Here is a 26,976-nt window from a genome sequence, read left to right as displayed (position 1 = left end):
ATGACGTTAACGTTTACCAGTGAAATTTTGCCTGCGGACCCTAAAGCCGCGATTCGCCAAATGAAACGCGAGTTACGCGCGCAGATCGGTGACGTTCAGGCGGTTTTCGACCGGCTGAGTGATAAAATTGCGACTCGTGTGGCGGAAATTAATGAATTGAAAAACAAAGGGGAATCCGTCTGGCCGGTTATCCCTTTTGAAGATGTGAAGAACGGCACGATAACCGCCGCGCAGCGTGAAGCGGTCAAACGCCGGGGTTGCGCAGTCATCAAAGGTCATTTCCCGCGCGAGCAAGCGCTGGCGTGGGATAATTCCATGCTCGACTATCTCGATCTCAACCAGTTCGACGAGGTCTACCAAGGGCCAGGCGATAACTTCTTTGGCTCATTAAGCGCATCGCGTCCGGAAATTTATCCGATCTACTGGTCGCAGGCGCAAATGCAGGCCCGTCAGAGTGAACAGATGGCGCAGGTGCAATCGTTTCTGAATCGTTTGTGGACGTTCGAGAGCAACGGCAAACAGTGGTTTGACCCGGATGTCAGCGTGATTTATCCGGATCGCATCCGCCGCCGTCCGCCAGGAACAACGTCCAAAGGCTTGGGCGCGCATACCGATTCCGGGGCGCTGGAACGCTGGCTGCTTCCGGCTTATCAGCAGGTGTTTGCCCGGGTGTTTGACGGTAACATCGATCGGTACGATCCCTGGAATGCCGCGCATCGCACCGAAGTGGAAGAGTACACCGTGGATAACACCACCAAGTGCTCGGTGTTCCGCACCTTCCAGGGCTGGACGGCGCTGTCGGATATGATCCCGGACCAGGGCTTGTTGCACGTCGTGCCGATCCCGGAAGCGATGGCGTACATTCTGTTGCGTCCGCTGCTCGACGATGTGCCGGAAGATGAGCTTTGCGGCGTAGCACCAGGGCGCGTACTGCCGATTTCGGAGAAGTGGCATCCGCTGTTGATTGAAGCGTTAACCAGCATTCCGGCGCTCGACGCGGGGGATTCTGTGTGGTGGCATTGCGATGTGATTCACTCCGTCGCGCCCGTGGATGATCAGCAAGGCTGGGGCAACGTGATGTACATCCCTGCCGCGCCGATGTGCGAGAAAAATCTCGCCTACGCGAAAAAGGTCAAAGCGGCGCTGGAAACGGGCGCATCGCCGGGCGATTTCCCGCGCGAAGATTACGAAAAAACCTGGCAGGATCGCTTTACCGTGAACGATCTGAATATCCATGGCAAGCGCGCGCTCGGCATGGTCTAAGCGTCGTAAAGTCCTTCCCGCTCCACGGCGGTGCGTCGTTTTCCCTGACGTATCCGCCGTACCGATTCCCGCACCGTCAGCGTCCCGTTTAGCAACAACGTTCCCACCGGCGCATCCGGGCGCATCAACCGCTGCTGGAGCATATGTACCGCTTCCGTTCCCAGCTCATCGCGTGGAACGTGCACTGCCGTTAAGGGAACATCCTGAATCGCCGCCAGATTGAAACCATCGATGCTCATCACCGAGACATCCTGCGGCACCCGCAAGCCATGCTTTTGCAACGCACTAATGGTGCCTGCGGCCATGAAATCGCCCCCCACCAGAAACGCCGTTGGCAGGTTTTTGGCGGGCGTTCGGCTGAGCCATTCGCTGACCTGCTGTTCCGTTTCTGTGGCGCTGAAGCTGGGCACCACCAGCAGATCGCGTTTATCGTTAAATTTCAGATTGTGCGTCTGCCAGCCATCACGAATGCCCGCCAGACGCAGCTCCATGGTATACCGGCGCAGGCACAGCACATTCATGATCTCACGGTGACCCATTTCGAACAGATACTCCGCGGCCCGTTCACCGATGGCGCGGTGATCGGGGGCGACAGCAGGCAAGCGCATCCGGCTATCACGACAGTTAATGAGCATACAGGGTTTAGCAATATCAACGGCCAAATCGTGAATATGGGGATCGTCAATGCCCAGTAATATCGCGGCCTGAGTGTCCGTTTCGTTCATACGGGCGAGAAAGAGCTGCGCGTCGCTGTCGTTCTCCTCCAGCGCACAGTAGCGCAGCCTGACTTCATGAGAGGCGAGCCCTTTGCTGACACTCTGAATCACGCGGTAGTAAAAGATGTCGGACCGCTCGTCAAAGGCACGCTGCGGGGCGAAGACCACCAGACTATTCAGCAGTAACCGACCCGCCGCCATGCCATCCATGACGCCCAGTTCCCGTGCGCATTCCAGCACCTTCTGACGGGCTTTTTCGCTGGTGTTTGCCTTCCCTGCCAGGACACGAGAAACCGTGCTGATCGAGAGTTGCGTCCGGCTGGCAATTTCTGCGATTTTTAGCCTTTTATCCATTTTGTGATCTCGCTCCATTTGCTAAATGCAAAAATTTTCATAGTGTGGAATTCCCATATCTACAGGCTTTAATGGCATCTTGCCAAAAAACGAATGCCACTTATGAGAAAGCTTGCACAAAATCCACTATTGCCCGCTCATTTTCTGCCATAAGGTGAACTTGTCACACAACTTCCATACTAGTTGTATATCAACTTGAAGCGAAAAACAGATAACTTTCAACGCCATAATAATCTGTGTGACAACCGAATCGTACCTTCCCCCTACCGTCCGTCTTGTGGAGAGAGAAAATGAGTCAGGGCATTAATACTCCGGTTGTGGCAAGCAAAACCCGCCGCGTCATCAAAAACCTGCGCTGGTATGTGCTGGTGCTGTTTTTGCTGGGCGTCACCGTCAACTACATTACCCGTAACTCGTTAGGCATTTTGGCGCCCGAGCTGAAAGCGACGATGGGCATTACTACCGAACAATATTCCTGGATTGTCGGCGCGTTCCAGATTGCCTATACCATTTTCCAGCCCCTGTGCGGCTGGCTTATCGACGTGATTGGCCTGAAAATTGGCTTTATGGTCTGCGCCGGGATCTGGGCATTAATGTGTATTTTCCACGCCGGTGCGGGGAGTTGGGTGCATCTGGCTATCCTGCGCTTCTTCATGGGTGCCTCGGAAGCCGCCGCCACGCCGGCTAACGCCAAAACTATCGGCGAATGGTTCCCAAAATCTGAGCGCCCTATTGCTGCCGGTTGGGCAGGTGTCGGTTTCTCGATCGGTGCGATGCTGGCGCCGCCCATTATTTACTTTGCGCATGCGTCGTTCGGCTGGCAGGGTGCGTTCATGTTCACCGGCGTGCTGGCTCTGCTGTGGGTGATTTTGTGGTGGGCGTTCTACCATAATCCGGAACAGCACCCGAATCTGGGCAAAGACGAACTGGCGTTCATCAAGCAGGATAACGAGCCACCAGCCGTTAAGCTGCCGTTCCTTACCGCGCTCAAAACCGTGTCTAAAAATAAGCGTTTCTACGGCATCGCCATTCCCGCGTTCATGGCTGAACCGGCCTGGGCTGTACTGAGCTTCTGGGTTCCGCTGTATCTTGCCAAAGAACACGGCATGGACCTGAAACAGATCGCGATGTTTGCGTGGTTGCCGTTCCTGGCCGCCGATCTCGGCAGCGTCGTGAGCGGATATCTTACCCGTCTTTATACCCGTCTTTTCGGCTGCTCGCGTGTGAACTCCGTGGTGGCCAGCTCCGTGACCGGCGCGTTCCTGATGATTTCTCTGGCTGCGGTTGCTATCACCCGCGACCCGTATATCACGATTGCGCTTATCTCTATCGGCGGGTTCGGTCATCAGATTATCTCCTGCATGCTCAGCGCCCTGGTGGTGGAATCGTTCGACAAAGGCCAGATGGCGACCGTCAACGGCATGCGCGGCTCGGCGGCCTGGATCGCCAGCTTCTTGTTCTCATTGTTAATTGGCGTAACCGCCGACAAAATCGGCTTTAACCCGCTGTTCATTGCCATGGGCTTCTTTGACCTGATTGGCGCATTTTTCCTGGTCGCATTTATTGCTGAACGTCGCGCCAAGCGCGCCTGATACTGGATGTACTGCATATGAAAACATTGAAAAACTGGACGCTGGCGAAGCAGTCAGCGAATCATCTGGAACTGCTGGTTGATTCTCAACATCACCTGAGCCTGTATGTGCTGGAAGAAAACCTGTTCCGCGTGCTGATTAAGCGTAAAGGCGAGCTGGCGCTGGAGAAAACCTGGAGCATAGCGCCAGACCAGGACGTGCCGTGGGAAGGCCGGCATCGTGAAGATCTCAGCGGGTTTAGCTGCCCGACCTGGACGCTCACGCAGCAGGACAATGCGCTGGTGATTGCCACCGAACAGCTGCGCGTAACCGTGCATCAGCCGCTGTGGCTGGAGTGGCATTATCGCAATGAGGCAGGTGAATGGCAGGCGCTGGTGAACGATCGCCCAACAAGTGCCTATCTGCTGAACGCCCACGGCGACGGCGCAGCCCACTACCTGAGCCGTCGTAAAGATGAGCGTTTTTATGGCCTGGGCGAGAAAGCGGGTGATTTGCAGCGCAACGGCAAACGCTATGAGATGCGCAATCTGGATGCGATGGGCTATAACGCCGCCAGCACCGATCCGCTGTACAAGCATATTCCGTTTACCATCGCCCGCCGCGACGACGTGAGCTACGGCGTGTTTTACGACAACCTGAGCAGCTGCTGGCTGGATCTGGGTAACGAAATCGACAACTACCACACCGCCTATCGCCGCTGGCAGGCCGAAGCGGGTGATATTGATTACTACATTTTTACCGGCAAACGCGTGCTCGACGTCACCAAAGCCTTCGTGCGCCTGACCGGGAAAACGCTTTTCGGACCGAAATGGAGCCTGGGCTACAGCGGCTCAACGATGCACTACACCGACGCACCCGACGCGCAAATTCAGCTGATGAACTTCATCCGCCTGTGCGAAGAGCATGCGATCCCGTGCGACTCGTTCCAGCTGTCGTCCGGATATACCTCGATTAACGGCAAGCGCTACGTCTTTAACTGGAACTATGACAAAGTGCCGCAGCCCAAAGTGATGAGCCAGGCCTTCCACGACGCCGGTCTCAAGCTTGCCGCGAATATCAAACCCTGTCTGCTACAGGATCACCCACGCTACGGCGAAGTGGCCGAAAAAGGCCTGTTTATCCGTGATTCAGAAACCGATGCGCCAGAACGCTCAAGCTTCTGGGACGACGAAGGTTCACACCTTGACTTTACGAATCCACAAACGGTTGAGTGGTGGCAGAACGGTGTGACGACCCAAATCCTGGAAATGGGGATTGATTCCACCTGGAATGATAACAACGAGTTTGAAGTCTGGGATGGTGAGGCGCGCTGTCACGGCTTCGGTCAGGACATTGCGATCAAACACATTCGCCCGGTGATGCCGCTGCTAATGATGCGCGCGTCAATGGAAGCCCAACAGAAGTTTGCCCCGGAAAAACGTCCGTATTTGATCTCGCGTTCTGGCTGCGCCGGAATGCAGCGCTACGTCCAGACCTGGAGCGGCGACAACCGGACCAACTGGGACACGCTGCGCTATAACACCCGCATGGGCCTGGGCATGAGCCTGTCCGGCCTGTTTAACGTCGGCCACGACGTGGGCGGTTTCTCCGGCGATAAACCTGACGCCGAGCTGTTTGTGCGCTGGGTGCAGAACGGCGTGATGCATCCACGCTTTACCATTCACTCGTGGAATGACGATCGGACGGTGAATGAGCCTTGGATGTATCCGGGTGTGACCCCTGCCATTCGCGGTGCCATCGAACTGCGCTATCGGCTGCTGCCCTATCTTTACACTCTGCTTTGGCAGGCTCACGCTGACGATGAGCCGATGCTGCGCCCGACGTTCCTCGATCACGAGCATGATGCGCAGACGTTCGAAGAGTGTGACGATTTTATGCTGGGCCGCGATGTGCTTGTCGCGAGCGTCGTCGAAGCGGGACAGCGTGAGCGCCGTCTCTGGCTGCCAGACAACGTGACCGGCTGGTACGATTTTTACACCCACGAATGGTTCTCCGGCGGTCAGTGGATTACCCGCGATGCGCCCCTGGAAAAACTGCCGTTAATGGTCCGCGCCGGTGCCGGTTTGCCGCTGAGCGAACGCATCACGCATGTGTCAGCTGAAAAAGATGATACGCGCGAGCTGAAATTGTTCCCGCTAAAAGGCGTGGGGACAACGTCTGGCATGCTGTTTGAAGACGACGGCGAAAGCTGGGGTTATCAGAAAGGCAACGCGCTGTGGCTGGAGTGGGAGATGCTGTGCGAAGGTTCCACTATCCATCTGAACGTGACGGCGCGAGGGGATTATCGTCCGGCATGGAAAGCGTTGAAAGTAACGTTACCAGTGGGTGAGAAACGTCAGTTGTTGATCAACGGGATTGAGCAGAGTGAGTGGGCTTTGTAGTCGTTGATTGCCGGGTGGCGGCTACGCCTTACCCGGCCTACATGACAGAAGTATTTCCCTAAGTATTTCGCGTTACAGCAAGGCGGCAAACCTGCAAATCCCCGGGAGCTGACATATGTCAGTGACCGGGGTGCGCAGGTGCAGCCAACGCAGCTGTAGCGTGAAAGACGACGGGAAATTAGTTGTCAATGCCTTTACTGCGCAGATAATCTTCGTAGTTACCGGTGAAGTCCACGATGCGCTCTGGCGTAATCTCAATCACGCGGGTCGCCAGCGAGCTGACAAACTCACGGTCGTGAGAAACGAAGACCAGCGTCCCCTGATACATCTCCAGCGCCATGTTCAGCGATTCGATAGATTCCATATCCAGGTGGTTCGTTGGTTCATCCATTACCAGAATGTTTGGTTTTTCCAGCATCAGCTTGCCGAACAGCATGCGACCTTTTTCCCCACCGGAAAGCACTTTCGCAGGCTTTTTGATATCGTCCTGGCTGAACAGCAGACGGCCAAGAATGCCACGAATAACCTGCTCGTCGTCGCCTTCTTGCTTCCATTGGCTCATCCAGTCAAATACGGTCAGGTCATTTTCGAATTCATATTCGTGATCCTGCGCGTAATAGCCAATCTGCGCATTTTCAGACCATTTCACCGTACCGTGATCGGGCTGAAGCTCAGCCACCAGCGTTTTCAGCAGCGTAGATTTACCCACGCCGTTGGCACCCAGAATCGCAATTTTCTCGCCCACTTCCAGCAGCAAATTGAAGTCTTTGAACAGAGGGCCGTTATCAAAACCTTTGGTCAGTGCTTCTACTTCCAGCGCATTACGGAACAATTTCTTGTCCTGCTCGAAGCGAATGAACGGGTTCTGACGGCTGGAGGCTTTCACTTCGTCCAGCTTAATTTTGTCAATCTGACGGGCACGAGACGTTGCCTGACGAGATTTAGAGGCGTTGGCACTAAAGCGGCTCACGAAGGATTGCAGATCGGCAATCTGCGCTTTTTTCTTGGCGTTATCAGACAACAGACGCTCGCGCGCTTGTGTCGCTGCCGTCATGTATTCGTCGTAGTTGCCCGGATAAACGCGCAGCTCGCCGTAGTCCAGGTCAGCCATATGGGTGCAGACCATGTTCAGGAAGTGACGGTCGTGCGAAATGATGATCATGGTGCTACCACGTTCGTTTAGCACCTGCTCCAGCCAGCGAATGGTATCGATGTCCAGGTTGTTCGTCGGTTCATCAAGCAGCAGAATTTCTGGGTTAGAGAACAGCGCCTGGGCTAACAGCACGCGCAGTTTCCAGCCCGGCGCGACTTCGCTCATCAGGCCGTAATGTTGCTCAACGGGAATACCGACACCGAGGAGCAGTTCGCCCGCGCGGGATTCGGAAGAGTAACCGTCCATCTCACCGTAGAGGACTTCGAGGTCGGCCACTTTATAGCCGTCTTCTTCACTCATTTCTGCCAGAGCGTAAATGCGGTCACGCTCCTGTTTCACTTCCCACAGTTCCCCGTGTCCCATGATCACAGTGTCGAGTACCGAAAACTCTTCAAAGGCGAACTGGTCCTGGCGAAGCTTACCGAGACGTTCGTTCGGATCCAGCGACACGTTGCCGAGCGTTGGCTCGAGATCGCCGCCGAGAATCTTCATAAAGGTGGATTTTCCGCTACCGTTGGCACCAATCAGGCCGTAACGGTTGCCGCCGCCAAACTTGACGGAAATGTTTTCAAACAGCGGCTTACTGCCAAACTGCATAGTGATGTTGCTGGTAACTAACACGGGAGATTCCTGCGAAAAAGTGTGATAAACACATCATTATGCCACAATTCCTAAATGAGATCCCGTGTTGCAGCGAACCGCTAAACTTTAACGAAAGTGAAAAAAATGTGATTTCGTACACATCTGAATTCCCAGGGGGAGGGAATGCACATATAATGCGCTCCCATCACTGACTCAGACTCATCAACTAATCGCCAGAGTGGCAAAGATACCTCGCATAACATGAATATGAAATTATCAACGCTTTTTGCGGCGGCGTTAGCCGTAGTAGGTTTTTGCAATACCGCTTCTGCGGTAACTTATCCGCTGCCGACAGACGGTAGCCGTCTGGTGGGTCAAAACCAGGTGGTTATCGTGCCGGAAGGCAACGACCAGCCGCTGGAATATTTTGCAGCTGAATATCAGTTGGGCCTGTCTAATATGCTGGAAGCAAACCCGGGCGTTGACCCGTATCTGCCGAAAGCGGGCACCGTGCTGAACATCCCTCAGCAGCTGATTCTGCCGGACACCGTCCATGAAGGCATCGTGATCAACAGCGCGGAAATGCGTCTGTACTATTACCCGAAAGGCACGAATACCGTGATCGTTCTGCCGATTGGTATTGGTCAGTTGGGCAAAGATACCCCGCTGAACTGGACCACTAAAGTCGAACGTAAAAAAGCGGGTCCAACCTGGACGCCTACCGCGAAAATGCACGCAGAATACATCGCTGCCGGCGAACCGCTGCCAGCCGTTGTGCCTGCGGGCCCGGACAACCCTATGGGTCTGTACGCGCTGTACATTGGCCGTCTGTATGCAATCCACGGTACTAACGCCAACTTTGGTATCGGCCTGCGCGTCAGCCACGGCTGTGTGCGTCTGCGTAACGACGATATCAAATTCCTGTTCGAGAACGTGCCAGTCGGGACGCGCGTGCAGTTCATCAATGAGCCTGTCAAAGCCACTTCTGAGCCGGATGGCAGCCGCTACATTGAGGTGCATAACCCGCTCTCTACCAGCGAAGACCAGATTAATAACAATGAAATCGTACCGATTAATCTGAAGAGCAACGTGCAGGCTGTAACTACCCAGCCAGACGTTGAAGCGACGGTTGTTGATCAGGCCGTGCAGAACCGCTCAGGGATGCCGGTTCGTTTGAACTGATTCGAATCGCGGCATAAAAAAAGCGGGCTTTTAGCCCGCTTTTTTATTATCCGTTATTCACGATAACTATCCCGCCGTGATCGTAGCGGTAGTGGCAGTGGGCATATTCCAGCGGCGTACCGTCTTCCAGATAGATAACCTGCTCGACTTCCAGTACCGGATCGGTTTGTTCACACAGCAGATGCTGCATATCAAGCGCCGTCGGTTTTAACGCACGGACCACCCGATACGACCCCATAATTTTCAGCCCCAGCGTCTCCTGAACGTACTGAAATACCGAGCTTTCAAGGTGCGCTTTGTTCAGGCCCGGCACCAGATTCAGCGGCATCACGGTTGAATCCAGCGACATCGGCTCGCCGTTGAGCGAGCGCAAACGGATAAAATCATAAACGGGCGTATCGACATTAATCATCAGCGAAGACTGCTCTTTCTCATTCGGAAAACGCAGTTCGAAATGCACCACTTTGCTGCTGACCGTTCCAAGATGTTCCCAGGTTTTGGTCGCACCAAAATAGTCGCTTCCGGAAAGATCCCACTGCGATAGCTGCAGGAAGTTTTTACGGATAAATGTCCCCTGCCCCTGGCGCGTATACACCAGCCCTTCCACAATCAGCTGGCGCATGGCCTGCTGAATCGTCATGCGGCTGGTGCTGAACTCCGCCGCCAGCGCAAACTGGTCGGGCAACGGTTCGTTGGCGGCATACTGCTGACTGATAATGCGTTTTTTGATTTCCCGCGCTATGGTGATGTACTTCGCCGCCATCGCCTTTTCCTTATGATTGATCCGCTATCACACTGTTTTTCAACGCCACTCGCTCTGCAATCTTGAGGAAAGGCAGGTAGAAGAATACACCAAATACAATGATTGCCAACTGCACCACCACCGCGCGCCAGTCTCCGGCCGTCGCCAGCCAGGCGCTGAGTATTGGCGGTGTTGTCCACGGGATCATCACGACACAGCGGGACATCAGTCCGAGCGTGGTACAGAGCCAGGCAAAATAAATGCCGATGGCCGGCAGCAGGACAAACGGAATCATCAGCGGCAGGTTAAACACGATCGGCAGGCCAAAAATTACCGGCTCGTTGATATTGAACAGTCCTGGCGCCAACGACAGCCGCGCAACCTGCTTTGACGAATTTTGTCGTGCAAAGATAAAAATCGCAATCAGCAGCGAAATGGTACTTCCGGTTCCGCCAATCATGCCGAAGGTGGGGACAAATATATTGTTGATAATATGCGGAATCGGCTGCCCGTTGGCGAACGCGATCATGTTCTCGTTGGTGTTGATCAACAAGAACGGTTCCAGAATCACGCTGTTCACCACCGACTGATGAATCCCCAGCGTAAACAAGAAATTACCAAAGCTGTAGATAAAAAGCGTGCCCGGCAGGCTGGTGTTGATCAACCGCAGCGGCTGCTGGATAAACGTCGTGATCAGGTGAATCAGATCCGTGTGCAGCACGTTGGCGAGCAGCGCTGCCAGCACGGCAAACAGAGAGAGCGTAATGATCGTGGGGATTAGCGTGGTAAACGATTTACTGACTGCTGGCGGCACGTTCTCGCCCAGCGAAATGTGCAGCGATTTTATGCGAGATATCGCGATAAAAATTTCGGTAGAAAGCAGGCCAATGAGTACTCCTGCAAAGATCCCCGTCGAGCCAATATTGGAGAACGTCAGTACCTGCGTGACGTTCACCGCCGTCTGACTCCCCACGGGAACCAGCTGTAATTGCATCGGCATCATAATGATAAAACTGCTGACAGCGATAACCACTGCCGAGACCGGATTGTCGAAGTCTTTGTTGCGTGCCAGCGACCAGGCGATCATCGGCGCTAACAGCAGCGCCGCGATATTCAGCGTGCCGTTAATGATCGCCTCGCCCCACACTTTAAACTCGGCGAGCGTGTCGCCCTCAAGCACCCACGGAAACACCACGTTATTCACCAGCACCGCAAGCCCGGCGAGAATGAATATGGGCATGACCGTGGCAAAAGCGTCGCGCAGAGAACGTAAGTGCACCTGGTTTGCCAGGCGCGCTGAGAACTCAACAAACTTATCAACAAAAGACTGCATCGCAGGTGTGATTTTTGTATCAGACATAGCGGATATTCCCATCAATCAGTCACAAAAACGGTCCGGCAGCGTACGACTTACAAATCGCGTCCGTTACTATGGATGACCTGTTTCAACCAGGCGTAGCTTTTTTTCGGCACGCGTTTCAGGTCTTTGAGATCGTGGTTTTCACGGTTTACATACACCACGCCGTAGCGCTTACGCATATCCCCCTGTGAACTGAGAATATCGATCAATCCCCAGCCGAGATAACCGATGACTTGCGCACCGTCTTCAAATATGGCCGCTTTCATGGCGTCAAAATGCTTGCGGTGATAGTCAATGCGGTAGTCGTCTTCGACCGGATTGACGCCATCCCAGGATTCGATAACGCCGATCCCGTTTTCTATCGGGAATACCGGTAAACGCCAGTCGTTGTAGTAGCGGGTGATAATCGTGCGAAAGCCCAGCGGATCGATTTGCCAGTTCCATTCGGTGGCCTTCAGGAACGGGTTATTTTTTTCGCCGTGTGCGAGGTAATAATTGACGGGTGTGCCTTCTGGAATCGGATCGCTGTCCAGCGTTTTACTGGCGTAATAGCTAAAGGCCATGTAGTCATTTTTAGTGCGCGCCAGCAGCGCCAAATCCTCTGCACGATAGATTTCGCTGAAGCCCTGCTGCTCTACGACCGCCATCACCGCTGGGCTGTAGCCCTGACCGGCAAAGACGCGCAGCAGATTCTGGTTGAGGAATTCGTCATATTGCTGCGCGCAGAAGATGTCGCGCGGCTTGCAGGTAGCAGGGTAAATCAGCTGATGCGCCAGCATGCCGCCCATCAACTGACCGGGTTTCGTCTGATGCAAATATTCGGTCAGTGCCATATGCCCCACCATCGTGTGATGCTGGATTTGGTACAGCTCGCGCAGGGTTTGCTCGCCCTGCATATAGCCTGACACACGGAAGGCTTCCGGCATATGGAAGATGTTCTGCTCGTTGTAGGTCAACCAGTACTTCACACGGTCGCCGAAGCAGTCGATCATTTTTTTGCCGTAACGGATAAATGCGTCCATCACTCGTCTGTCCATAAATCCGTTGTATTCATTCGCCAGCGCCAGCGGCATGTCGAAGTGGTACAGGCACACCATCGGCTCAATACCGCGCGCGATCAGATCGTTAATGAACCGGTCGTAAAAGGCGATGCCTTCGTCGTTAAACTCGCCATCACCCTGCGGGCAAACGCGGCTCCAGGCGATCTGGAAACGATAGCAGTTCATGCCCAGATCCTGCATTAAATCAAAGTCTTCTTTGTAGCGATGGTACGAATCGGTCGCCACTTTCCAGTCGGATGCGTTTTCACCGGCTTCGCGAATGTCATACACCGACATCCCTTTTCCGCCCTCGTTCCACGCGCCTTCCGTCTGCATGCTGGAAACTGAGTTTCCCCATAAAAAATTCGCTGGTAGTGATTGATTCATGTTCGCTCCTATATGACTAGTCATTTAAATTTCATGACTAGTCATATAGCTAAAGATGAAAAATCAATCAAAGAGAAGGATCGTTTTTTGTGAGCGGGATAGAAATAAAAAAGCCGGACGCGCCATGCGAATCCGGCTTGAAGATCGGAATTAACGATTACTGCTGGGCTAACTGATTGCGACGATATTCACCCTGGCGCTCCAGCATCCAGCCTGGATATTCACGCGGCAATGCGCTGACCGCATCCAGCTGTTTCAGCTCATCTTCGCTCAGGCGAATGCCCGTTGCGGCAATGTTATCGTCGAGCTGATCGATGCGTTTTGCGCCAATAATCACGCTGCTGACCACTTTCTGATGCAGCAGCCACGCCAGCGCGATTTGCGCGACGGAGACGCCTTTGCTGTCAGCAATCGCGCGCATCACATCCACACAATCGAATGCCCGGTCTTTATCCACTGGCGGGAAATCAAATTCCAGGCGGCGTCCGCCGGTTTCGCTTTTGCCGTCGCGATCGTATTTGCCGCTCAGCAATCCCCCTGCTAATGGACTCCAGACCATTAATCCCACGTTTTCGCTTTGCATCATCGGCACCAGCTCACGCTCAAGGTCGCGCCCGGCGATGGTGTAATACGCCTGCAACGACGCAAAACGAGCCAACCCCAGACGCTCAGAAATCCCCAGCGCTTTGGCGATTTGCCAGGCCGCCCAGTTTGACACACCGATGTAGCGCACGTGACCGTGTTGGACCAGATTATCCAGGGCGTAAAGTGTCTCTTCGATCGGTGTGGCCGGGTCAAATCCATGGAGTTGATAGAGATCGATATGATCGAGCTGCATGCGGCGCAGGCTCTCTTTGGCACTGTTGATGATGTGATATCGCGAGCTGCCGCGAGAGTTAACGCCTGCCGTGCCGGTTTCGCCAAAGACTTTGGTGGCGACAACCACATTTTCACGCGGAATTTTCAGGTTTTTCAGCGCCTGCCCGGTAATGATTTCCGAGCGCCCTTCTGAATAGACATTGGCGGTATCAATAAAGTTGATTCCCGCATCCAGCGCACGCCCTACCAGCTTTTCGGCATCGCTTTGCTGAAGCTGACCAATCTTGCCCCACATGCCGTCTTCACCCCCGAACGTCATGGTGCCAAGGCACAGCTCGGAAACAAACAGACCCGTATTACCCAGTTTTTGATAACGCATACGACGCTCCTCGCAATCTTCGTTTAAAAGCTACCAGAGAGTTATACCTCTCTGGTCCCGATTGCGAATGTGTCGTTCCTGTCTATTTCTTGCCCATTTCTCTAAACCAGCATAAAGCCAATCAGTGCCGCCCAGATGAGCATTGGCAGCGACCAAACGTGAAAACGCCACCAGATACGGCGATCGTTCGCCATTCTGAGCGCGATCAGGTTCGCCAGAGACCCAGGCAACAGGCCAAATCCTCCGACGTTCACGGCCCAGGCTAAAAGCACGGTGGGCGGCACGTAGTTGATCAGCAAGATGGTGGAGGGCACGTTACTGATGAATTGCGACAACCCGATTGCCGTCAGCCACAGTCCGAGAGGTGACAAATCGGTCACGCTGTGCAGCGCGCCCTGCAAAGCGGGCAGCTGAATCAACAGATGCACATCGATAAACATGGCGATAAAAACCAGCAGCAACGTCCAGTCGACGCTTATCAGCACACGACGTGCCAGCACCAAAAAGCCCGCCGCCACCAGCAAAGCGCCCCAGAGTGCGAACTTCATTTCAAGGGCTGTCAGGAAAACGATATACAGGGCCAGACAACCCCACACCAGACGCGGCTTCCACTGGGGAGTCACGCTTCCGCTATGATAATTGAGTGCTTTATTGGGAAACGCGAACCAACACACCACCAGCAGCGATGCCATCATGGCGAGCGCCAGCGGTGCCATTTGCCAGGTAAAGGCCGCGAACGACAGCCCCGAGCGTCCCCACAGCAAAATGTTTTGCGGGTTACCAATTGGCGTCAGTAGCGATCCGGCATTAACGGCCAGCGCTTCAAAGATAATCAGCCGGTTAACCGGGATTTCGCAGAGCTTGCGTAACGTCAGGGTGAGCGGCACCACGATGAAAAGCGCCACATCGTTGGTCAGAAACGTGGAGAGCAGCGCGGCGGCCAGCACCATAAACAGGGCTAATTTGCGTTCGGTAGCAAACCGACGCACCGTTTTGCGCCCCAAGACATCAAAATAACCGCTGAGCTCAACGCCTTTGGTGAGCATCATCAGCCCGCTGAGGGTAATGATCGTGTGCCAGTCGATGGCCTCAGGCCAGCCTTTTGGCGCAAAGGGCACGAAAAAGCTCAGCCCGACGCCAATAACGAGTAGCAGATGGAAAAAGCGATCGCGTGCAAGCGCCTGCAGTCCAGGGATGTTCATTCAGCAGGGGTACCGTATTTAAGCGTAAATTCGCGGAATCTCTCCAGCGTCTCTTCACTGACGTGATGCTCAATCCCTTCCGAATCACGGCGGGCCGTATCCTGGCTCACGCCCAGCACCAGCAAAAAATTTTCGACAATCTGATGGCGCTCGCGGCTTTCCTGGGCCAGTTTTTCCCCTTCTGGCGTCAGGAAAACACCCCGCCAGGGGATCATTTCGATCAGTCCCACTGACGCCAGGCGTTTTAACATTTTCGCGACCGTAGGCTGAGAGACGCCAAGGCGTGCGGCCATATCCACCTGACGGGCTTCTCCGACTTCGCGAAAGAGATCCGAAATCAGCTCAACGTAGTCATCAATTAATTCGCGACGGTGCGCCTCACGCACCTGACGAAACCCTTCAACGTGCTCTTCAACATTCACCAGTTGCGTCTTTTTTTTTGTAGTTGGCTTACCTGCGCGACTGTTCATTGTACTTCCTCAGTGGGGTGACGCCCGTGGCGTCCTATAACGAGAGCGCACAGTGTAAACCATAGCTCTACAAGCACAAAAATTTAACGATTTAGCCATAGCTATACAATATAGCCTGTGCTATATCTGTATGTAATGCAGTCACCCTTCACGGATCGAAGGGATCTGAAATCAGGAGGTCACATGAACGAATTCAAGAGGTGCATGAACGTGTTTAGCCACTCCCCCTTTAAAGTGCGATTAATGCTGTTGAACATGCTGTGCGACATTTTTAACGGTAAGCCACAGCAAAACGACAAACCCAAACACTAAGCGGCGTTGCGGTACGCCGCTTCATTTTTCTGTCATATTCCCTCTGTATTCTGGCCGTTTGCCCCTCATTCCCCGATCTTTTTTACGGATTTGCAGCCCCTCTCGCAAAACATCTTCTTAGCAACTGTTGACCTAATTGCCGACTGGCTCTATCTTCTTGCAGCCCTGCACCATTTGCGGCTCGCGATAGCGGACCCTTACTCCCTCTCCACGCACTGTCAGGCAGGCTTTGACCCTCGACGCCAGGGTGAGCACATGGCGTTTTATGATAGTGACCTATGAATTTAACCCTGAAAGACACGATCGTTACCCGCAGTCGGGCCTTAAGCCCGTGGACGGGATTCTACTTTCTGCAATCACTGCTGATTAACTTTGCGCTTGGCTATCCCTATAGCCTGCTGTACGCCGTCGCATTTACCTGCCTGCTGCATCTGATGTGGCGAAGCGCACCACGCGTGCAAAAAGTGGTAGTGGGAATTTGCTCTGTGGTCGCCGCGATGTATTACCCTTTTGGCCAGGCTTATGGCGCGCCAAACTTTAATACTTTGCTCGCGCTGCACTCCACGAATATGGAAGAGTCGACGGAGATTCTGACGATTTTCCCGTGGTACAGCTACGTCATTGGCCTGCTCATTTTTGCGCTGGGCGTGATTGCGGTGCGTCGTCAGCCGCAAGAGAAAAAGTCATGGAGCAAAATAGATAACCTGTGCCTCGTCGTCAGCGTAGCGGCCTTTTTTGTGGCTCCGGTACAAAACCTGGCGTGGGGTGGTGTTTTCAAGCTGAAAGACACGGGTTATCCCGTTTTCCGCTTCGTAAAAGATATCGTGGTAAACAATAAAGAAGTGATCGATGAGCAGGCGCGTATGGCTGAGCTTTCAAACATGAAAGACACCTGGAACGTGCTGGCAGTGAAGCCCAAATACCATACTTACGTGGTCGTGATTGGCGAAAGCGCGCGCCGTGATGCGCTGGGCGCCTTTGGCGGTCACTGGAATAACACGCCGTTTGCCAGCTCAGTCAACGGCGCGCTCTTTACAGATTACGTCGCAGCAAGCGGATCAACGCAAAAGTCACTCGGCCTGACCTTAAGCCGCGTGGTCGATGGGAAACCGCAGTACCAGGATAATTTTGTCACGCTGGCCAACCGCGCCGGTTTCCAGACGTGGTGGTTTTCTAATCAGGGCCAAATCGGAGAATATGACACGGCGATTGCCAGCATTGCCAAGCGTGCCGATGAAGCTCAGTTCCTGAAAAACGGCGATTTCGAAGCGGATAAAAACACTAAAGATGAAGCCCTGTTGAAGATGACTTCGCAGGTGTTTGCGTCTCAACGCACCCAACCTCAACTGATCGTCCTGCATCTGATGGGATCGCATCCACAAGCGTGCGATCGCACGCAGGGGAAATACGCAGAATTCGTGCAGTCAAAAGAGACGTCCTGCTATCTCTACACGATGACGCAAACCGACGATCTGCTGAGCAAACTGTATACCCAGTTACAAAACACGGGTGACAGCTTCTCCATGGTTTACTTCTCGGATCATGGTCTGGCATTCAAAGAACGGGGTAAAGCGGTACAGTACCTGGCGCACGATGATAAGTTCCAGCAGAATTTTCAGGTGCCTTTTATGGTGCTGTCGAGCGATGATAAAAAGCATCGTGTGATTAAAGCGCGCCGCTCAGCGAACGATTTCCTGAACTTTTTCGCGCAGTGGACAGGGATTTCTGCAAAAGAGATCGCCAACAATTACCCGTTTGTGTCTAACAAGAAAGCGCCCCCCGTCTACGTTACCAACTTTAAGTTACAGAAAGTGGAATACACCCATTTGGGGACGGATGTGTTTGAGATAAAAAGTCGCTGATTTATGCGGCCTGCACCTCTCTCCTGGTGTGAGAAAGTATCAATACAAAATGGCAACCCAAAGGGTTGCCATTTTGCTGTTACCTTCCAAAAAAAAATCCGCCACAATGGGCGGATTTTTATTTCATCACCGAAGTGATTAGAAGCGGTAACCCACGCCTGCGATCCAGGTGCCAACGTCAACGTTGCGGATGCGGCTCTGCTCATAGGAGAAGTCCAGAGCAACGTTTTCGATTGGGTTGAACTGCATACCCGCGCCGTAAGAGAAACCGTAATCGCTGTTAGTTGCGCTGCGGTTCAGGCTTTCATTCTCGGTCTGCTGGAATTTACCGTAGCCAACACCTACAACACCGTAGATGCTTGCCCAGTCATTCAGGCGGAAAGCTGGACCTGCGGTAACACCGTAGTACTGAGCTTTATTATACGCGCCATCTTCAAAGCGATCTTTCTCGGTGTAAGTGAAAGAACCGATCACGCCCAGCGGGTTGTTGTCTTGCTCGTAACGATACTTCAGGTTGAAACCGTTAGCTTTGTTTACAACGCCCTGCATATCGCTCTGAGCGTAACCACCGGTAACGGTAGAAGTAGCAGCTACAGCGGTACCTGCGGAAACAGCCAGAACAGCGGCCAGTGCTGAAAGACATGCAATTTTTTTCATAACCACCTCAAATGTGCTTCAAGTTAATCCGTAAGTTTTAAATATATCAAAAAATCTGGTGAAACTCTTTGTGATTCGTAATGTCTAACAGAGTCTTTGATGTAACAGAACATTTCAACGAACAGTTATCTCGTTCAAATAACTCTGAATTTCCGCATTTATTCGCTAATTTTGCGCGTCAATGACGTTACGTTCATCCAGATTATTCCTAATCTATTAGCTGATTAATTCATCAACCTGCAGCCATTTTACGGATTTGCGGACACTTTTTTTCAACAAAGTCTCAACCGTTGACCTTTTATTTCCATTACACTGCGGCTTTTACTCCCTTTGACATAAATTGACAGGAGAAAGGATGCCTGGTTTGTCTCGTAAAGCGCCGGTCTGGTTGCCCATCGTCGTGATACTTATTGCCATGCTCTCAATACAGAGCGGCGCGTCGCTGGCAAAATCGCTCTTCCCTATTATAGGTGCACCCGGCGTGACTGCGCTGCGCATCGCGCTTGGCACCCTGATTCTGGTGATTATCTTTAAACCCTGGCGATTACGGTTTAAAAAAGAGCAACGTCTGCCGCTGCTGTTCTATGGCCTGTCGCTGGGGGCGATGAACTATCTCTTCTACCTGTCGATACAAACCGTACCGCTCGGGGTGGCCGTCGCGCTGGAATTCACCGGACCGCTGGCGGTCGCACTGTTCTCCTCCCGTCGTCCCGTGGATTTTGTCTGGGTGGTGCTGGCAGTACTTGGGCTGTGGTTCCTGTTGCCGCTTGGGCAGAATATTTCTCACGTCGATCTAACCGGCGCCGCGCTGGCGCTGGGTGCGGGCGCCTGTTGGGCGGTGTATATCCTGACGGGACAACGCGCAGGCGAAGAGCATGGGCCCGCCACGGTGGCGTTAGGCTCACTTATTGCCGCCATCATTTTTGTCCCGCTAGGCATGGCGCAAGCGACAGAATCCATCTGGCAGTGGTCTGTATTGCCGATCGGCCTTGCGGTCGCCGTGCTCTCTACCGCACTGCCCTATTCACTCGAAATGATTGCGCTGACGCGGCTGCCCACGCGTATTTTTGGCACATTGATGAGCATGGAACCCGCGCTGGCAGCGATGTCCGGAATGGTATTTCTGGGCGAAAGCCTGACGCTGATTCAGGTACTGGCGCTGTGCTCGATTATTGCCGCTTCAATGGGTTCAACGCTGACCATGCGATCTGAACCTAAAATCAAAGAAATCGATATCCATTAATATGCCCTATTCTGCATGGTTTCTTACCATGCAGAATATACGCCAATTCTTATCCTTCGTTATTTCCGCACATACTTTGTCATCATGGTGAAATAATGTAGTGCATTTCACATGATTATGTGGAATTAAGACTCATCCGCAATAAATAAAGAAAAAACCATAAAATCAATGAATTAAGAGAACAACACTCTTGTCACTATTACATCGATAGGCACAGACAACCCTGCAGAAAGAAAAAGCGGTGCTATACTTATTCCCGGTAATTACCTGGAACACAAAACATCAAGAGGATATGAGATTATGAGTACCGCTAAACTGGTAAAAACGAAAGCGTCTAATCTGCTTTATACCCGCAACGATGTATCGGACAGTGATAAGAAAGCGACGATTGAGTTGCTGAATCGCCAGGTGATCCAGTTCATTGACCTGTCATTAATCACCAAACAGGCCCACTGGAACATGCGCGGCGCAAACTTTATTGCCGTACATGAAATGCTGGATGGATTCCGTACTGCACTAGTAACTCACCTTGATACCATGGCGGAGCGAGCTGTACAGCTTGGCGGTGTGGCCCTGGGTACAACCCAGGTGATTAACAGCAAAACGGCGCTGAAAAGCTACCCGCTGGACATTCATTCTGTACAGGATCACCTGAAAGAGCTGGCCGATCGCTATGCCATCGTCGCGAACGACGTGCGCAAAGCCATTGGTGAAGCGAAAGATGAAGATACAGCCGATATTCTGACCGCGGCTTCTCGCGACCTGGATCAGTTCCTGTGGTTTATCGAATCTAACATCGAATAATCCATACGGAATTTCAATCAAACCCTCGCCTTACGGTGGGGGTTTTGCACATTTATGGTGCACACTTTTTTCTGTGACAGCTGCAAAAGTAAAAAAGTTGTAATAATCACCTCACAAAATCGTTAACGAACGATTGTTTTATCGTCGTTAATTGCGCTTAATATCCTTCCGTCTGTTGACTACATTGAAACGCACCAAAACAGTGCCTCACTTTGGTGCAAATCGATACTCTTGCAACGATTATTGTGCAACGTAACTCTATATCCTCTTTGCAAAACAATAGGTTGTAAAGTTGGCACGATTCTTTCATATAGCCGTTTGCTCCCGCAGGGGATCGCCCCGTGGATATAAAAGGAAATACTATGAAGTCTGTATTAAAAGTTTCACTGGCTGCACTTACCCTGGCGTTCGCGGTTTCTTCTCAGGCCGCAGACAAACTCGTTGTGGCAACTGACACCGCTTTCGTTCCTTTCGAATTCAAGCAGGGTGATAAGTACGTTGGTTTTGACGTGGATTTGTGGGCGGCAATCGCAAAAGAACTGAAACTGGATTACACCCTGAAGCCAATGGATTTCAGCGGCATCATCCCGGCTCTGCAAACCAAAAATATCGACCTGGCGCTGGCGGGTATTACGATCACCGAAGAACGTAAAAAAGCGATCGAATTCTCTGACGGCTACTACAAAAGCGGCCTGCTGTTGATGGTGAAAGCCGACAACAACGACGTGAAAAGCGTGAAAGACCTCGACGGTAAAGTCGTCGCAGTGAAGAGCGGCACCGGTTCTGTTGATTACGCGAAAGCGAATATCAAAACCAAAGACCTGCGCCAGTTCCCTAACATCGACAACGCCTATATGGAACTCGGCACTAACCGTGCTGACGCGGTACTGCACGACACGCCTAACATTCTGTACTTCATCAAAACGGCGGGCAACGGCAAGTTCAAGGCGGTTGGTGAGTCACTGGAAGCACAGCAGTACGGCATTGCGTTCCCGAAAGGCAGCGACGAACTGCGTAATAAAGTGAACGGCGCGCTGAAAACGCTGCGTGAAAACGGCACTTACAACGAAATCTACAAAAAATGGTTCGGTACTGAACCAAAATAATTATTATTAAAGACGTTGTACGCTCAGGGGCGGCTTTCGCCCCTGCATTTTTTAGAACCACGGTTACAGGAAATTATCATGCAGTTTGACTGGAGCGCCATCTGGCCTGCCATTCCTCTCTTGCTTGAAGGCGCTAAAATGACCCTGTGGATTTCGGTCCTCGGTCTGGCTGGCGGGTTGATTATCGGTCTGGTGGCCGGTTTCGCTCGCAGCTACGGTGGCTGGATTGCAAACCACATCGCACTGGTTTTCATCGAAGTGATCCGCGGTACGCCAATCGTCGTACAGGTCATGTTTATCTACTTTGCCCTGCCTATGGCGTTTAACGATCTGCGCATCGATCCGTTCAGCGCAGCGGTCGTGACCATTATGATCAACTCCGGCGCCTATATTGCGGAAATCACCCGTGGCGCGGTGCTGTCGATTCACAAAGGCTTTAGTGAAGCCGGTCTGGCGCTGGGCCTGTCCCGTCGCGAAACCATTCGCCACGTCATTCTGCCGCTGGCGCTGCGTCGTATGCTGCCACCGCTGGGCAACCAGTGGATCATCAGTATCAAAGATACCTCGCTGTTTATCGTTATCGGGGTGGCTGAATTAACCCGTCAGGGCCAGGAGATCATTGCCGGTAACTTCCGCGCACTGGAAATCTGGAGCGCCGTTGCGGTGGTTTATCTGATTATTACACTGCTGCTGAGCTTTGTTCTGCGCCGTCTTGAAAGAAGGATGAAAATCCTGTGATTGAATTTAAAAACGTTTCCAAGCATTTCGGCCCTACGAAAGTGCTGCACGATATCGATCTGAATATCAAACAGGGTGAAGTGGTGGTGATTATCGGGCCGTCAGGCTCCGGTAAATCAACGCTGCTGCGCTGCATCAACAAGCTGGAAGAGATCACCAGCGGCGATCTGTTTGTCGATGGTTTGAAAGTGAACGACCCAAAAGTGGACGAGCGTTTGATTCGTCAGGAAGCGGGTATGGTGTTCCAGCAGTTTTATCTGTTCCCGCACCTGACGGCGCTGGAAAACGTGATGTTCGGTCCACTGCGCGTGCGCGGAGCCAACAAAGCGGCAGCAGAAAAACTGGCGAAAGAGCTGCTGGCGAAAGTCGGCCTTGCCGAGCGTGCACATCACTATCCTTCTGAGCTTTCCGGTGGTCAACAGCAGCGCGTGGCGATCGCCCGTGCGCTGGCGGTTAAACCGAAAATGATGCTGTTCGATGAGCCCACTTCCGCCCTTGACCCCGAACTGCGTCACGAAGTATTGAAAGTTATGCAGGATCTGGCAGAAGAAGGGATGACGATGGTGATCGTGACTCACGAAATCGGCTTCGCCGAGAAAGTGGCCTCCCGACTGATTTTCATCGATAAAGGCCGCATTGCCGAGGACGGCAATCCGCAGGCGCTGATCGAAAATCCGCCGAGCCAACGTTTGCAGGAATTCTTGCAGCACGTCTCCTGATATTTTCACGAAAATCCTCCAAAGCCGGGCTTATTATCGCCCGGCTTTTTTAATGCCAGATTGTTCCCAAAAACTTCCCTCCCCCGTGTTCCTTCTATACTTATCATTTTGCTGAACATTTTCTTCTTCATCGGAGTACGCCGTGCCGTGGATCCTGCTGCTACTGTTTTGCCTGTTCTGCGCGCCCGCGCAGGCGGTCACGATTCCGGGCGTCACCACTGGCGCGTCAACCTCCCAGCAAACCACGCCAGCCCCTGAACCTGACGTTGAACAAAAGAAAGCCGCCTACAGTGCGCTCGCGGATGTGCTGGAGAATGACACTTCCCGCCAGGAGCTGATCGAACAGCTCCGCACCGTTGCCGCGACGCCACCGCAGGATCCGGTCCCTAAAATCACACCGCCGGACGTAGTTGAACAAAAAACCGTGCTGGAAAACGTCACCGATGTGGGTCGTCATTATGGCGATGCGCTATCAGCACGCTTCGCTCAGCTCTATCGCAATCTGATTGGTTCCCCGCATAAGCCCTTTAATCCGCAGACGTTCAATAACGCCGCAAGCCATTTTCTGATGCTGGCCGCGATGGTCTTTGCCTTCTACTGGCTGGTGCGCCTGTGCGCCTGGCCGTTGTACCGAAAAATGGGGCAATGGGGACGGAAAAAGAATCGGGAAAGGAGCAGCTGGTTTCATTTACCGCTGATGATTGCCGGGGCGTTCATTATCGATTTGTTGCTACTGGCGTTGACGCTGTTTGTCGGTCAGATCCTCAGTGATAATCTTGATGCCGGCAACCACACCATCGCCTTTCAGCAAAGTCTCTTCCTTAACGCCTTCGCCCTGATTGAATTCTTCAAAGCGCTCTTACGTTTACTCTTTTGCCCACGCGTGCCGGATTTACGGCCTTTCTCTCTCAGCGATGAGCACGCAAAATATTGGGCGCTGCGCCTGAGTATTCTCAGTGGGCTGATTGGTTATGGTCTGCTGGTCGCAGTGCCCATTATCTCAAACCAGGTCAATGTTCAGATTGGCGCGCTAGCCAACGTGCTTATCATGATCTGCATTACCATCTGGGCGTTGTACCTGATTTTTCACAATAAAAAGGCCATCACCGACGGGCTATTACATCTCGCCGATCGCTCGCTCTCGTTCTTTAGCCTGTTTATCCGCGCATTTGCGCTGATATGGCACTGGCTCGCCAGCACCTATTTTATTGTGCTGTGCTTCTTCTCGCTGTTCGATCCGGGCAACAGCCTGAAGTTTATGATGGGTGCTACATTCCGTAGCCTGGCGATTATGGGTATTGCGGCGTTTGTGTCGGGTTTACTGTCGCGCTGGATTTCAAAAACCGTCACGCTTTCTCCGCAGGTTCAGCGAAATTATCCGGAATTGCAGAAACGGGTGAACGGCTGGATCTCAGCGTCATTGAAAGTTGCGCGTATTTTGACGGTTTGTGTGTCCATCATGCTTTTGCTTAACGCCTGGGGGCTGTTTGACTTCTGGAACTGGCTGCACAACGGCGCGGGCGAGAAAACCGTCGATATCCTGATTCGTATCGCGCTGATCCTGTTCTTCTCGGCGGTAGGCTGGACGCTTTTAGCGAGCCTGATTGAGAACCGGCTGGTGTCAGATATTCATGGGCGTCCCCTGCCCAGCGCGCGGGCACGTACGCTGCTCACGTTGTTCCGCAATGCGCTGGCAGTCATTATCAGTACCATCACCATTATGATTGTCCTGTCCGAAATCGGCGTGAACATTGCGCCGCTGCTGGCAGGTGCGGGTGCACTGGGGCTGGCGATCTCGTTCGGGTCACAAACGCTGGTGAAAGACATCATTACTGGTATTTTCATTCAGTTTGAGAACGGGATGAACACCGGGGATCTGGTGACCATTGGGCCATTAACCGGCACCGTAGAGCGGATGTCGATTCGATCCGTTGGCGTGCGGCAGGACACCGGCGCGTATCACATCATTCCGTGGTCTTCGATTACCACCTTCGCCAACTTTGTGCGGGGTATAGGGTCTGTGGTGGCAAATTACGACGTGGATCGTCACGAAGACGCAGACAAGGCCAAACAGGCGCTCAGATCGGCGGTAGAGGAGCTGATGGAGATGGAGGATATCCGAGGACTGGTGATCGGTGAACCGTCGTTTGCAGGCATTGTGGGGCTGACCAATACCGCCTTTACGCTGCGCGTCTCATTCACTACCCAACCGCTGAAGCAGTGGACGGTGCGCTTTGCGCTCGACAGCATGGTGAAGAAACACTTTGATCTGGCAGAAGTGCGAACACCTGTTCAGACGTATCAGGTGCTCTCGCCTGCTGGCGCACTTCCGCCACCGCAGGAGCCGACGCTTTAACGACAGGCCGGGCGTTGTCGCCCGGCACATCATGATTAAAGCGGTTTGCGGCGTTTGGCGTCGTCCATAAACGTCCAGGCGATAAAGCGGCTTTGCTTCTGCCCTTGCGCCATCTCTTTTTTCACCACTTTTACCGCACCCACTTCCGTCAGCGCGCGGTACAGCGGCGGCAAATTATCGCCACGAGAAACCAGCGTCGTAAACCATTTCACCTGCCGGGCAAACACTTTACTTTCCGCAATCATCTTCTCGATGAAAGCCACTTCGCCACCTTCACACCACAGCTCGTGCTGTTGGCCGCCAAAGTTCAGCGCACCATCTTCTGCCTGGCCGAGATTGCGACGCTTACGTTCGCTTCCCGCGCGGGCCGTCTCGGCTGAGTCATGGAAAGGGGGATTGCACATCGTGGCGTCGTAGCTTTCATTCTTATGAATGATGCCGTTGAAAATATCAGACGCCTCTTTCTGACGACGTAATCGAATCGCGCGGGTTAGCCCCTCGTTTCCGTTCACGATCGCCTTTGCGCTGGCATACGCCTCTTTCCCGGTTTCACTTCCGGTAAAGCGCCAGCCGTATTCCGCGACACCAATCAGCGGATAAATCAGATTCGCGCCCGTGCCAATATCCAGCACCGTCGCTTGCGCAGGGATAATCCCGGCATTATCTTCCGCCAGCAAATCGGCGAGGTGGTGGACGTAATCAGCACGTCCAGGAACAGGCGGGCAGAGAAAACCTTCCGGAATGTCCCACTCCGTAACGCCGTAAAAATGGGCCAGCAGCGCCTTGTTCAGCGCTTTTACCGCCAGCGGGTCGGCAAAATTCACTGAGGGTTCACCCGCAGGCGTCTGCACGATGAACGCTTGCAGTTGTGGGCAGCTCTGACACAGGGCATTCATGTCGTAGCGGCTGCGGTGGCGGTTACGCGGGTGTAATCCCGGCTTTTCGGCAGTCATGGTATTCTCCTTTTAACAGCGGCGTAAGATACCCTCTGGCGGCGCAACGGTAAATAACTCTCTTCCCCGCACAATAATCCGTCAAAAATCAGCAACCTGTATGTCTATGATATGTCAATATTTTGTCAATAAACATCGTTCAAAAAACACGCAGATCACCATCAAATTTTTGCGCTAAATCACATCAGGATTACTTCTAAACTTAGTCTGCATTACCCGTTGTCATTCAGAGGATGTGATTATGAAGAAATACCTGACACTACTTGTTCTTGCCGGTTCACTGACCTCGTTATCCGCCTGGTCAGCTGAGTCCCTGTCCCGTAACGATACCGGACAGCTTCGACCGGCAGGCACTGTTTCCGTCACCGGCGCAGCAAACCTTGACGACCTTCAGGCTAAACTCGCAGAAAAAGCCAAAGATGAAGGTGCAAGCGGATTTGTGGTCAACTCTGCTGGCGGTGAAAACCGGATGTTCGGCACGGCCACAATCTATAAATGAGATTTAACCGACGCTTTAACCCCGCATAGCTGCATCTGCCCCCAACAGATGCAGTTCTTATTGCCCCCACCTTGACTGTCTATTTTTTAACCCCATATTTACATT

General features: G+C 53.0%; 23 protein-coding genes. 13 read left to right on the top strand and 10 right to left on the bottom strand.

The window, feature by feature from the left end:
• The gene (locus tag I6L74_RS14920) at nt 1-1,263 is read left to right on the top strand and encodes a DUF1479 domain-containing protein (protein ID WP_059178548.1); all 1,263 of its coding nucleotides are present in this window, start codon (nt 1-3) and stop codon (nt 1,261-1,263) included.
• Here I6L74_RS14920 and I6L74_RS14915 read toward each other — a convergent pair.
• Entirely contained in the window at nt 1,260-2,333 is a 1,074-nt protein-coding gene (locus I6L74_RS14915; RefSeq protein WP_059178549.1) for a LacI family DNA-binding transcriptional regulator, read from the bottom strand. The two genes, I6L74_RS14920 and I6L74_RS14915, sit on opposite strands and share 4 nt — an antisense overlap.
• 290 nt (nt 2,334-2,623) lie before the next feature.
• Here I6L74_RS14915 and I6L74_RS14910 point away from each other — a divergent pair, with 290 nt between their 5' ends.
• Both I6L74_RS14910 and I6L74_RS14905 read left to right on the top strand, forming a co-directional pair.
• Nucleotides 2,624-3,925, top strand: a complete 1,302-nt coding sequence (locus I6L74_RS14910) for an MFS transporter (protein ID WP_059178550.1) — start codon at nt 2,624-2,626, stop codon at nt 3,923-3,925.
• Between the two features lie 17 nt (nt 3,926-3,942).
• Nucleotides 3,943-6,306, top strand: a complete 2,364-nt coding sequence (locus tag I6L74_RS14905) for a glycoside hydrolase family 31 protein (RefSeq protein ID WP_059178551.1) — start codon at nt 3,943-3,945, stop codon at nt 6,304-6,306.
• Between the two features lie 178 nt (nt 6,307-6,484).
• Here the strand turns inward: I6L74_RS14905 and I6L74_RS14900 are convergent, their stop codons facing one another.
• Nucleotides 6,485-8,080, bottom strand: coding sequence for an ABC-F family ATPase (locus I6L74_RS14900; protein ID WP_059178552.1), 1,596 nt, complete (start codon nt 8,078-8,080; stop codon nt 6,485-6,487).
• Nucleotides 8,081-8,302: 222 nt separating this feature from the next.
• Between I6L74_RS14900 and ldtB the strand changes: the two genes are divergently transcribed.
• Nucleotides 8,303-9,223: a L,D-transpeptidase gene (ldtB, locus tag I6L74_RS14895; RefSeq protein WP_059178553.1), complete on the top strand. Its 921-nt coding sequence runs from the start codon at nt 8,303-8,305 to the stop codon at nt 9,221-9,223.
• A 46-nt stretch (nt 9,224-9,269) separates the two neighbouring features.
• On the opposite strand, the gene I6L74_RS14890 is transcribed toward ldtB, so the two are convergent.
• The 6 genes from I6L74_RS14890 to mntR all read right to left on the bottom strand — a co-directional run bounded on the left by I6L74_RS14890 (nt 9,270) and on the right by mntR (nt 15,622).
• Nucleotides 9,270-9,986, bottom strand: coding sequence for a GntR family transcriptional regulator (locus tag I6L74_RS14890; RefSeq protein ID WP_059178554.1), 717 nt, complete (start codon nt 9,984-9,986; stop codon nt 9,270-9,272).
• A 10-nt stretch (nt 9,987-9,996) separates the two neighbouring features.
• Nucleotides 9,997-11,325, bottom strand: coding sequence for a PTS sugar transporter subunit IIC (locus I6L74_RS14885; RefSeq protein ID WP_059178555.1), 1,329 nt, complete (start codon nt 11,323-11,325; stop codon nt 9,997-9,999).
• A gap of 50 nt (nt 11,326-11,375) precedes the next feature.
• Nucleotides 11,376-12,752 (bottom strand): glycoside hydrolase family 1 protein, encoded by a 1,377-nt coding sequence (locus I6L74_RS14880; protein WP_059178556.1) that lies wholly within the window; start codon nt 12,750-12,752, stop codon nt 11,376-11,378.
• A 157-nt stretch (nt 12,753-12,909) separates the two neighbouring features.
• Nucleotides 12,910-13,950 carry an aldo/keto reductase gene (locus I6L74_RS14875; protein ID WP_059178557.1) on the bottom strand — a complete coding sequence of 347 codons (1,041 nt, stop codon included), beginning with the start codon at nt 13,948-13,950 and terminating at the stop codon, nt 12,910-12,912.
• A 101-nt stretch (nt 13,951-14,051) separates the two neighbouring features.
• Entirely contained in the window at nt 14,052-15,152 is a 1,101-nt protein-coding gene (locus I6L74_RS14870; protein ID WP_059178558.1) for an anion transporter, read from the bottom strand.
• Nucleotides 15,149-15,622 carry a manganese-binding transcriptional regulator MntR gene (gene mntR, locus I6L74_RS14865; protein WP_059178559.1) on the bottom strand — a complete coding sequence of 158 codons (474 nt, stop codon included), beginning with the start codon at nt 15,620-15,622 and terminating at the stop codon, nt 15,149-15,151. The genes I6L74_RS14870 and mntR overlap by 4 nt, the downstream gene beginning before the upstream one ends.
• A 183-nt stretch (nt 15,623-15,805) precedes the next feature.
• Here mntR and mntS point away from each other — a divergent pair, with 183 nt between their 5' ends.
• Both mntS and I6L74_RS14855 read left to right on the top strand, forming a co-directional pair.
• Nucleotides 15,806-15,934: a manganase accumulation protein MntS gene (gene mntS, locus I6L74_RS14860; protein WP_059178560.1), complete on the top strand. Its 129-nt coding sequence runs from the start codon at nt 15,806-15,808 to the stop codon at nt 15,932-15,934.
• 278 nt (nt 15,935-16,212) lie between these two features.
• Nucleotides 16,213-17,796 carry a phosphoethanolamine transferase gene (locus tag I6L74_RS14855; protein WP_059178561.1) on the top strand — a complete coding sequence of 528 codons (1,584 nt, stop codon included), beginning with the start codon at nt 16,213-16,215 and terminating at the stop codon, nt 17,794-17,796.
• Nucleotides 17,797-17,934: 138 nt separating this feature from the next.
• Here I6L74_RS14855 and ompX read toward each other — a convergent pair whose 3' ends face one another.
• On the bottom strand, nt 17,935-18,453 hold the full coding sequence (ompX, locus tag I6L74_RS14850) for an outer membrane protein OmpX (protein ID WP_059178562.1): 519 nt from the start codon (nt 18,451-18,453) through the stop codon (nt 17,935-17,937).
• 355 nt (nt 18,454-18,808) lie between these two features.
• Between ompX and rhtA the strand changes: the two genes are divergently transcribed.
• The 6 genes from rhtA (at nt 18,809) to ybiO (ending at nt 25,419) form a co-directional block, all read left to right on the top strand.
• Entirely contained in the window at nt 18,809-19,696 is an 888-nt protein-coding gene (gene rhtA / locus I6L74_RS14845; RefSeq protein ID WP_059178563.1) for a threonine/homoserine exporter RhtA, read from the top strand.
• 300 nt (nt 19,697-19,996) lie between these two features.
• The gene (gene dps, locus I6L74_RS14840; protein ID WP_012016699.1) at nt 19,997-20,500 is read left to right on the top strand and encodes a DNA starvation/stationary phase protection protein Dps; all 504 of its coding nucleotides are present in this window, start codon (nt 19,997-19,999) and stop codon (nt 20,498-20,500) included.
• Nucleotides 20,501-20,862: 362 nt separating this feature from the next.
• The gene (glnH, locus tag I6L74_RS14835) at nt 20,863-21,606 is read left to right on the top strand and encodes a glutamine ABC transporter substrate-binding protein GlnH (RefSeq protein WP_059178564.1); all 744 of its coding nucleotides are present in this window, start codon (nt 20,863-20,865) and stop codon (nt 21,604-21,606) included.
• Between the two features lie 78 nt (nt 21,607-21,684).
• Nucleotides 21,685-22,344: a glutamine ABC transporter permease GlnP gene (glnP, locus tag I6L74_RS14830; protein ID WP_012016697.1), complete on the top strand. Its 660-nt coding sequence runs from the start codon at nt 21,685-21,687 to the stop codon at nt 22,342-22,344.
• Nucleotides 22,341-23,063 carry a glutamine ABC transporter ATP-binding protein GlnQ gene (gene glnQ, locus I6L74_RS14825; protein WP_012016696.1) on the top strand — a complete coding sequence of 241 codons (723 nt, stop codon included), beginning with the start codon at nt 22,341-22,343 and terminating at the stop codon, nt 23,061-23,063. The genes glnP and glnQ overlap by 4 nt, the downstream gene beginning before the upstream one ends.
• Before the next feature lie 142 nt (nt 23,064-23,205).
• On the top strand, nt 23,206-25,419 hold the full coding sequence (ybiO, locus tag I6L74_RS14820) for a mechanosensitive channel protein (protein ID WP_059178565.1): 2,214 nt from the start codon (nt 23,206-23,208) through the stop codon (nt 25,417-25,419).
• A 35-nt stretch (nt 25,420-25,454) separates the two neighbouring features.
• Here ybiO and rlmF read toward each other — a convergent pair whose 3' ends face one another.
• Entirely contained in the window at nt 25,455-26,372 is a 918-nt protein-coding gene (gene rlmF / locus I6L74_RS14815; protein WP_059178566.1) for a 23S rRNA (adenine(1618)-N(6))-methyltransferase RlmF, read from the bottom strand.
• 241 nt (nt 26,373-26,613) lie between these two features.
• Between rlmF and mcbA the strand changes: the two genes are divergently transcribed.
• Nucleotides 26,614-26,871, top strand: a complete 258-nt coding sequence (gene mcbA, locus I6L74_RS14810; RefSeq protein ID WP_059178567.1) for a DUF1471 family periplasmic protein McbA — start codon at nt 26,614-26,616, stop codon at nt 26,869-26,871.
• The last annotated feature ends 105 nt before the right edge of the window (nt 26,872-26,976 follow it).

Source organism: Lelliottia amnigena, from assembly GCF_019047465.1.
GTDB lineage: Bacteria > Pseudomonadota > Gammaproteobacteria > Enterobacterales > Enterobacteriaceae > Enterobacter > Enterobacter amnigenus.
This window is presented reverse-complemented; position numbering and strand designations above follow the sequence as displayed.

Bases quoted from the DNA above. Each gene is read 5' to 3' on its own strand.
- I6L74_RS14920 (WP_059178548.1), top strand. From the start codon at position 1: ATGACGTTAACGTTTACCAGTGAAATTTTGCCTGCGGACCCTAAAGCC.
- I6L74_RS14915 (WP_059178549.1), bottom strand. From the start codon at position 2,333: ATGGATAAAAGGCTAAAAATCGCAGAAATTGCCAGCCGGACGCAACTC.
- I6L74_RS14910 (WP_059178550.1), top strand. From the start codon at position 2,624: ATGAGTCAGGGCATTAATACTCCGGTTGTGGCAAGCAAAACCCGCCGC.
- I6L74_RS14905 (WP_059178551.1), top strand. From the start codon at position 3,943: ATGAAAACATTGAAAAACTGGACGCTGGCGAAGCAGTCAGCGAATCAT.
- ldtB (WP_059178553.1), top strand. From the start codon at position 8,303: ATGAATATGAAATTATCAACGCTTTTTGCGGCGGCGTTAGCCGTAGTA.
- I6L74_RS14890 (WP_059178554.1), bottom strand. From the start codon at position 9,986: ATGGCGGCGAAGTACATCACCATAGCGCGGGAAATCAAAAAACGCATT.
- I6L74_RS14885 (WP_059178555.1), bottom strand. From the start codon at position 11,325: ATGTCTGATACAAAAATCACACCTGCGATGCAGTCTTTTGTTGATAAG.
- I6L74_RS14880 (WP_059178556.1), bottom strand. From the start codon at position 12,752: ATGAATCAATCACTACCAGCGAATTTTTTATGGGGAAACTCAGTTTCC.
- I6L74_RS14875 (WP_059178557.1), bottom strand. From the start codon at position 13,950: ATGCGTTATCAAAAACTGGGTAATACGGGTCTGTTTGTTTCCGAGCTG.
- I6L74_RS14870 (WP_059178558.1), bottom strand. From the start codon at position 15,152: ATGAACATCCCTGGACTGCAGGCGCTTGCACGCGATCGCTTTTTCCAT.
- mntR (WP_059178559.1), bottom strand. From the start codon at position 15,622: ATGAACAGTCGCGCAGGTAAGCCAACTACAAAAAAAAAGACGCAACTG.
- mntS (WP_059178560.1), top strand. From the start codon at position 15,806: ATGAACGAATTCAAGAGGTGCATGAACGTGTTTAGCCACTCCCCCTTT.
- I6L74_RS14855 (WP_059178561.1), top strand. From the start codon at position 16,213: ATGAATTTAACCCTGAAAGACACGATCGTTACCCGCAGTCGGGCCTTA.
- ompX (WP_059178562.1), bottom strand. From the start codon at position 18,453: ATGAAAAAAATTGCATGTCTTTCAGCACTGGCCGCTGTTCTGGCTGTT.
- rhtA (WP_059178563.1), top strand. From the start codon at position 18,809: ATGCCTGGTTTGTCTCGTAAAGCGCCGGTCTGGTTGCCCATCGTCGTG.
- dps (WP_012016699.1), top strand. From the start codon at position 19,997: ATGAGTACCGCTAAACTGGTAAAAACGAAAGCGTCTAATCTGCTTTAT.
- glnH (WP_059178564.1), top strand. From the start codon at position 20,863: ATGAAGTCTGTATTAAAAGTTTCACTGGCTGCACTTACCCTGGCGTTC.
- glnP (WP_012016697.1), top strand. From the start codon at position 21,685: ATGCAGTTTGACTGGAGCGCCATCTGGCCTGCCATTCCTCTCTTGCTT.
- rlmF (WP_059178566.1), bottom strand. From the start codon at position 26,372: ATGACTGCCGAAAAGCCGGGATTACACCCGCGTAACCGCCACCGCAGC.
- mcbA (WP_059178567.1), top strand. From the start codon at position 26,614: ATGAAGAAATACCTGACACTACTTGTTCTTGCCGGTTCACTGACCTCG.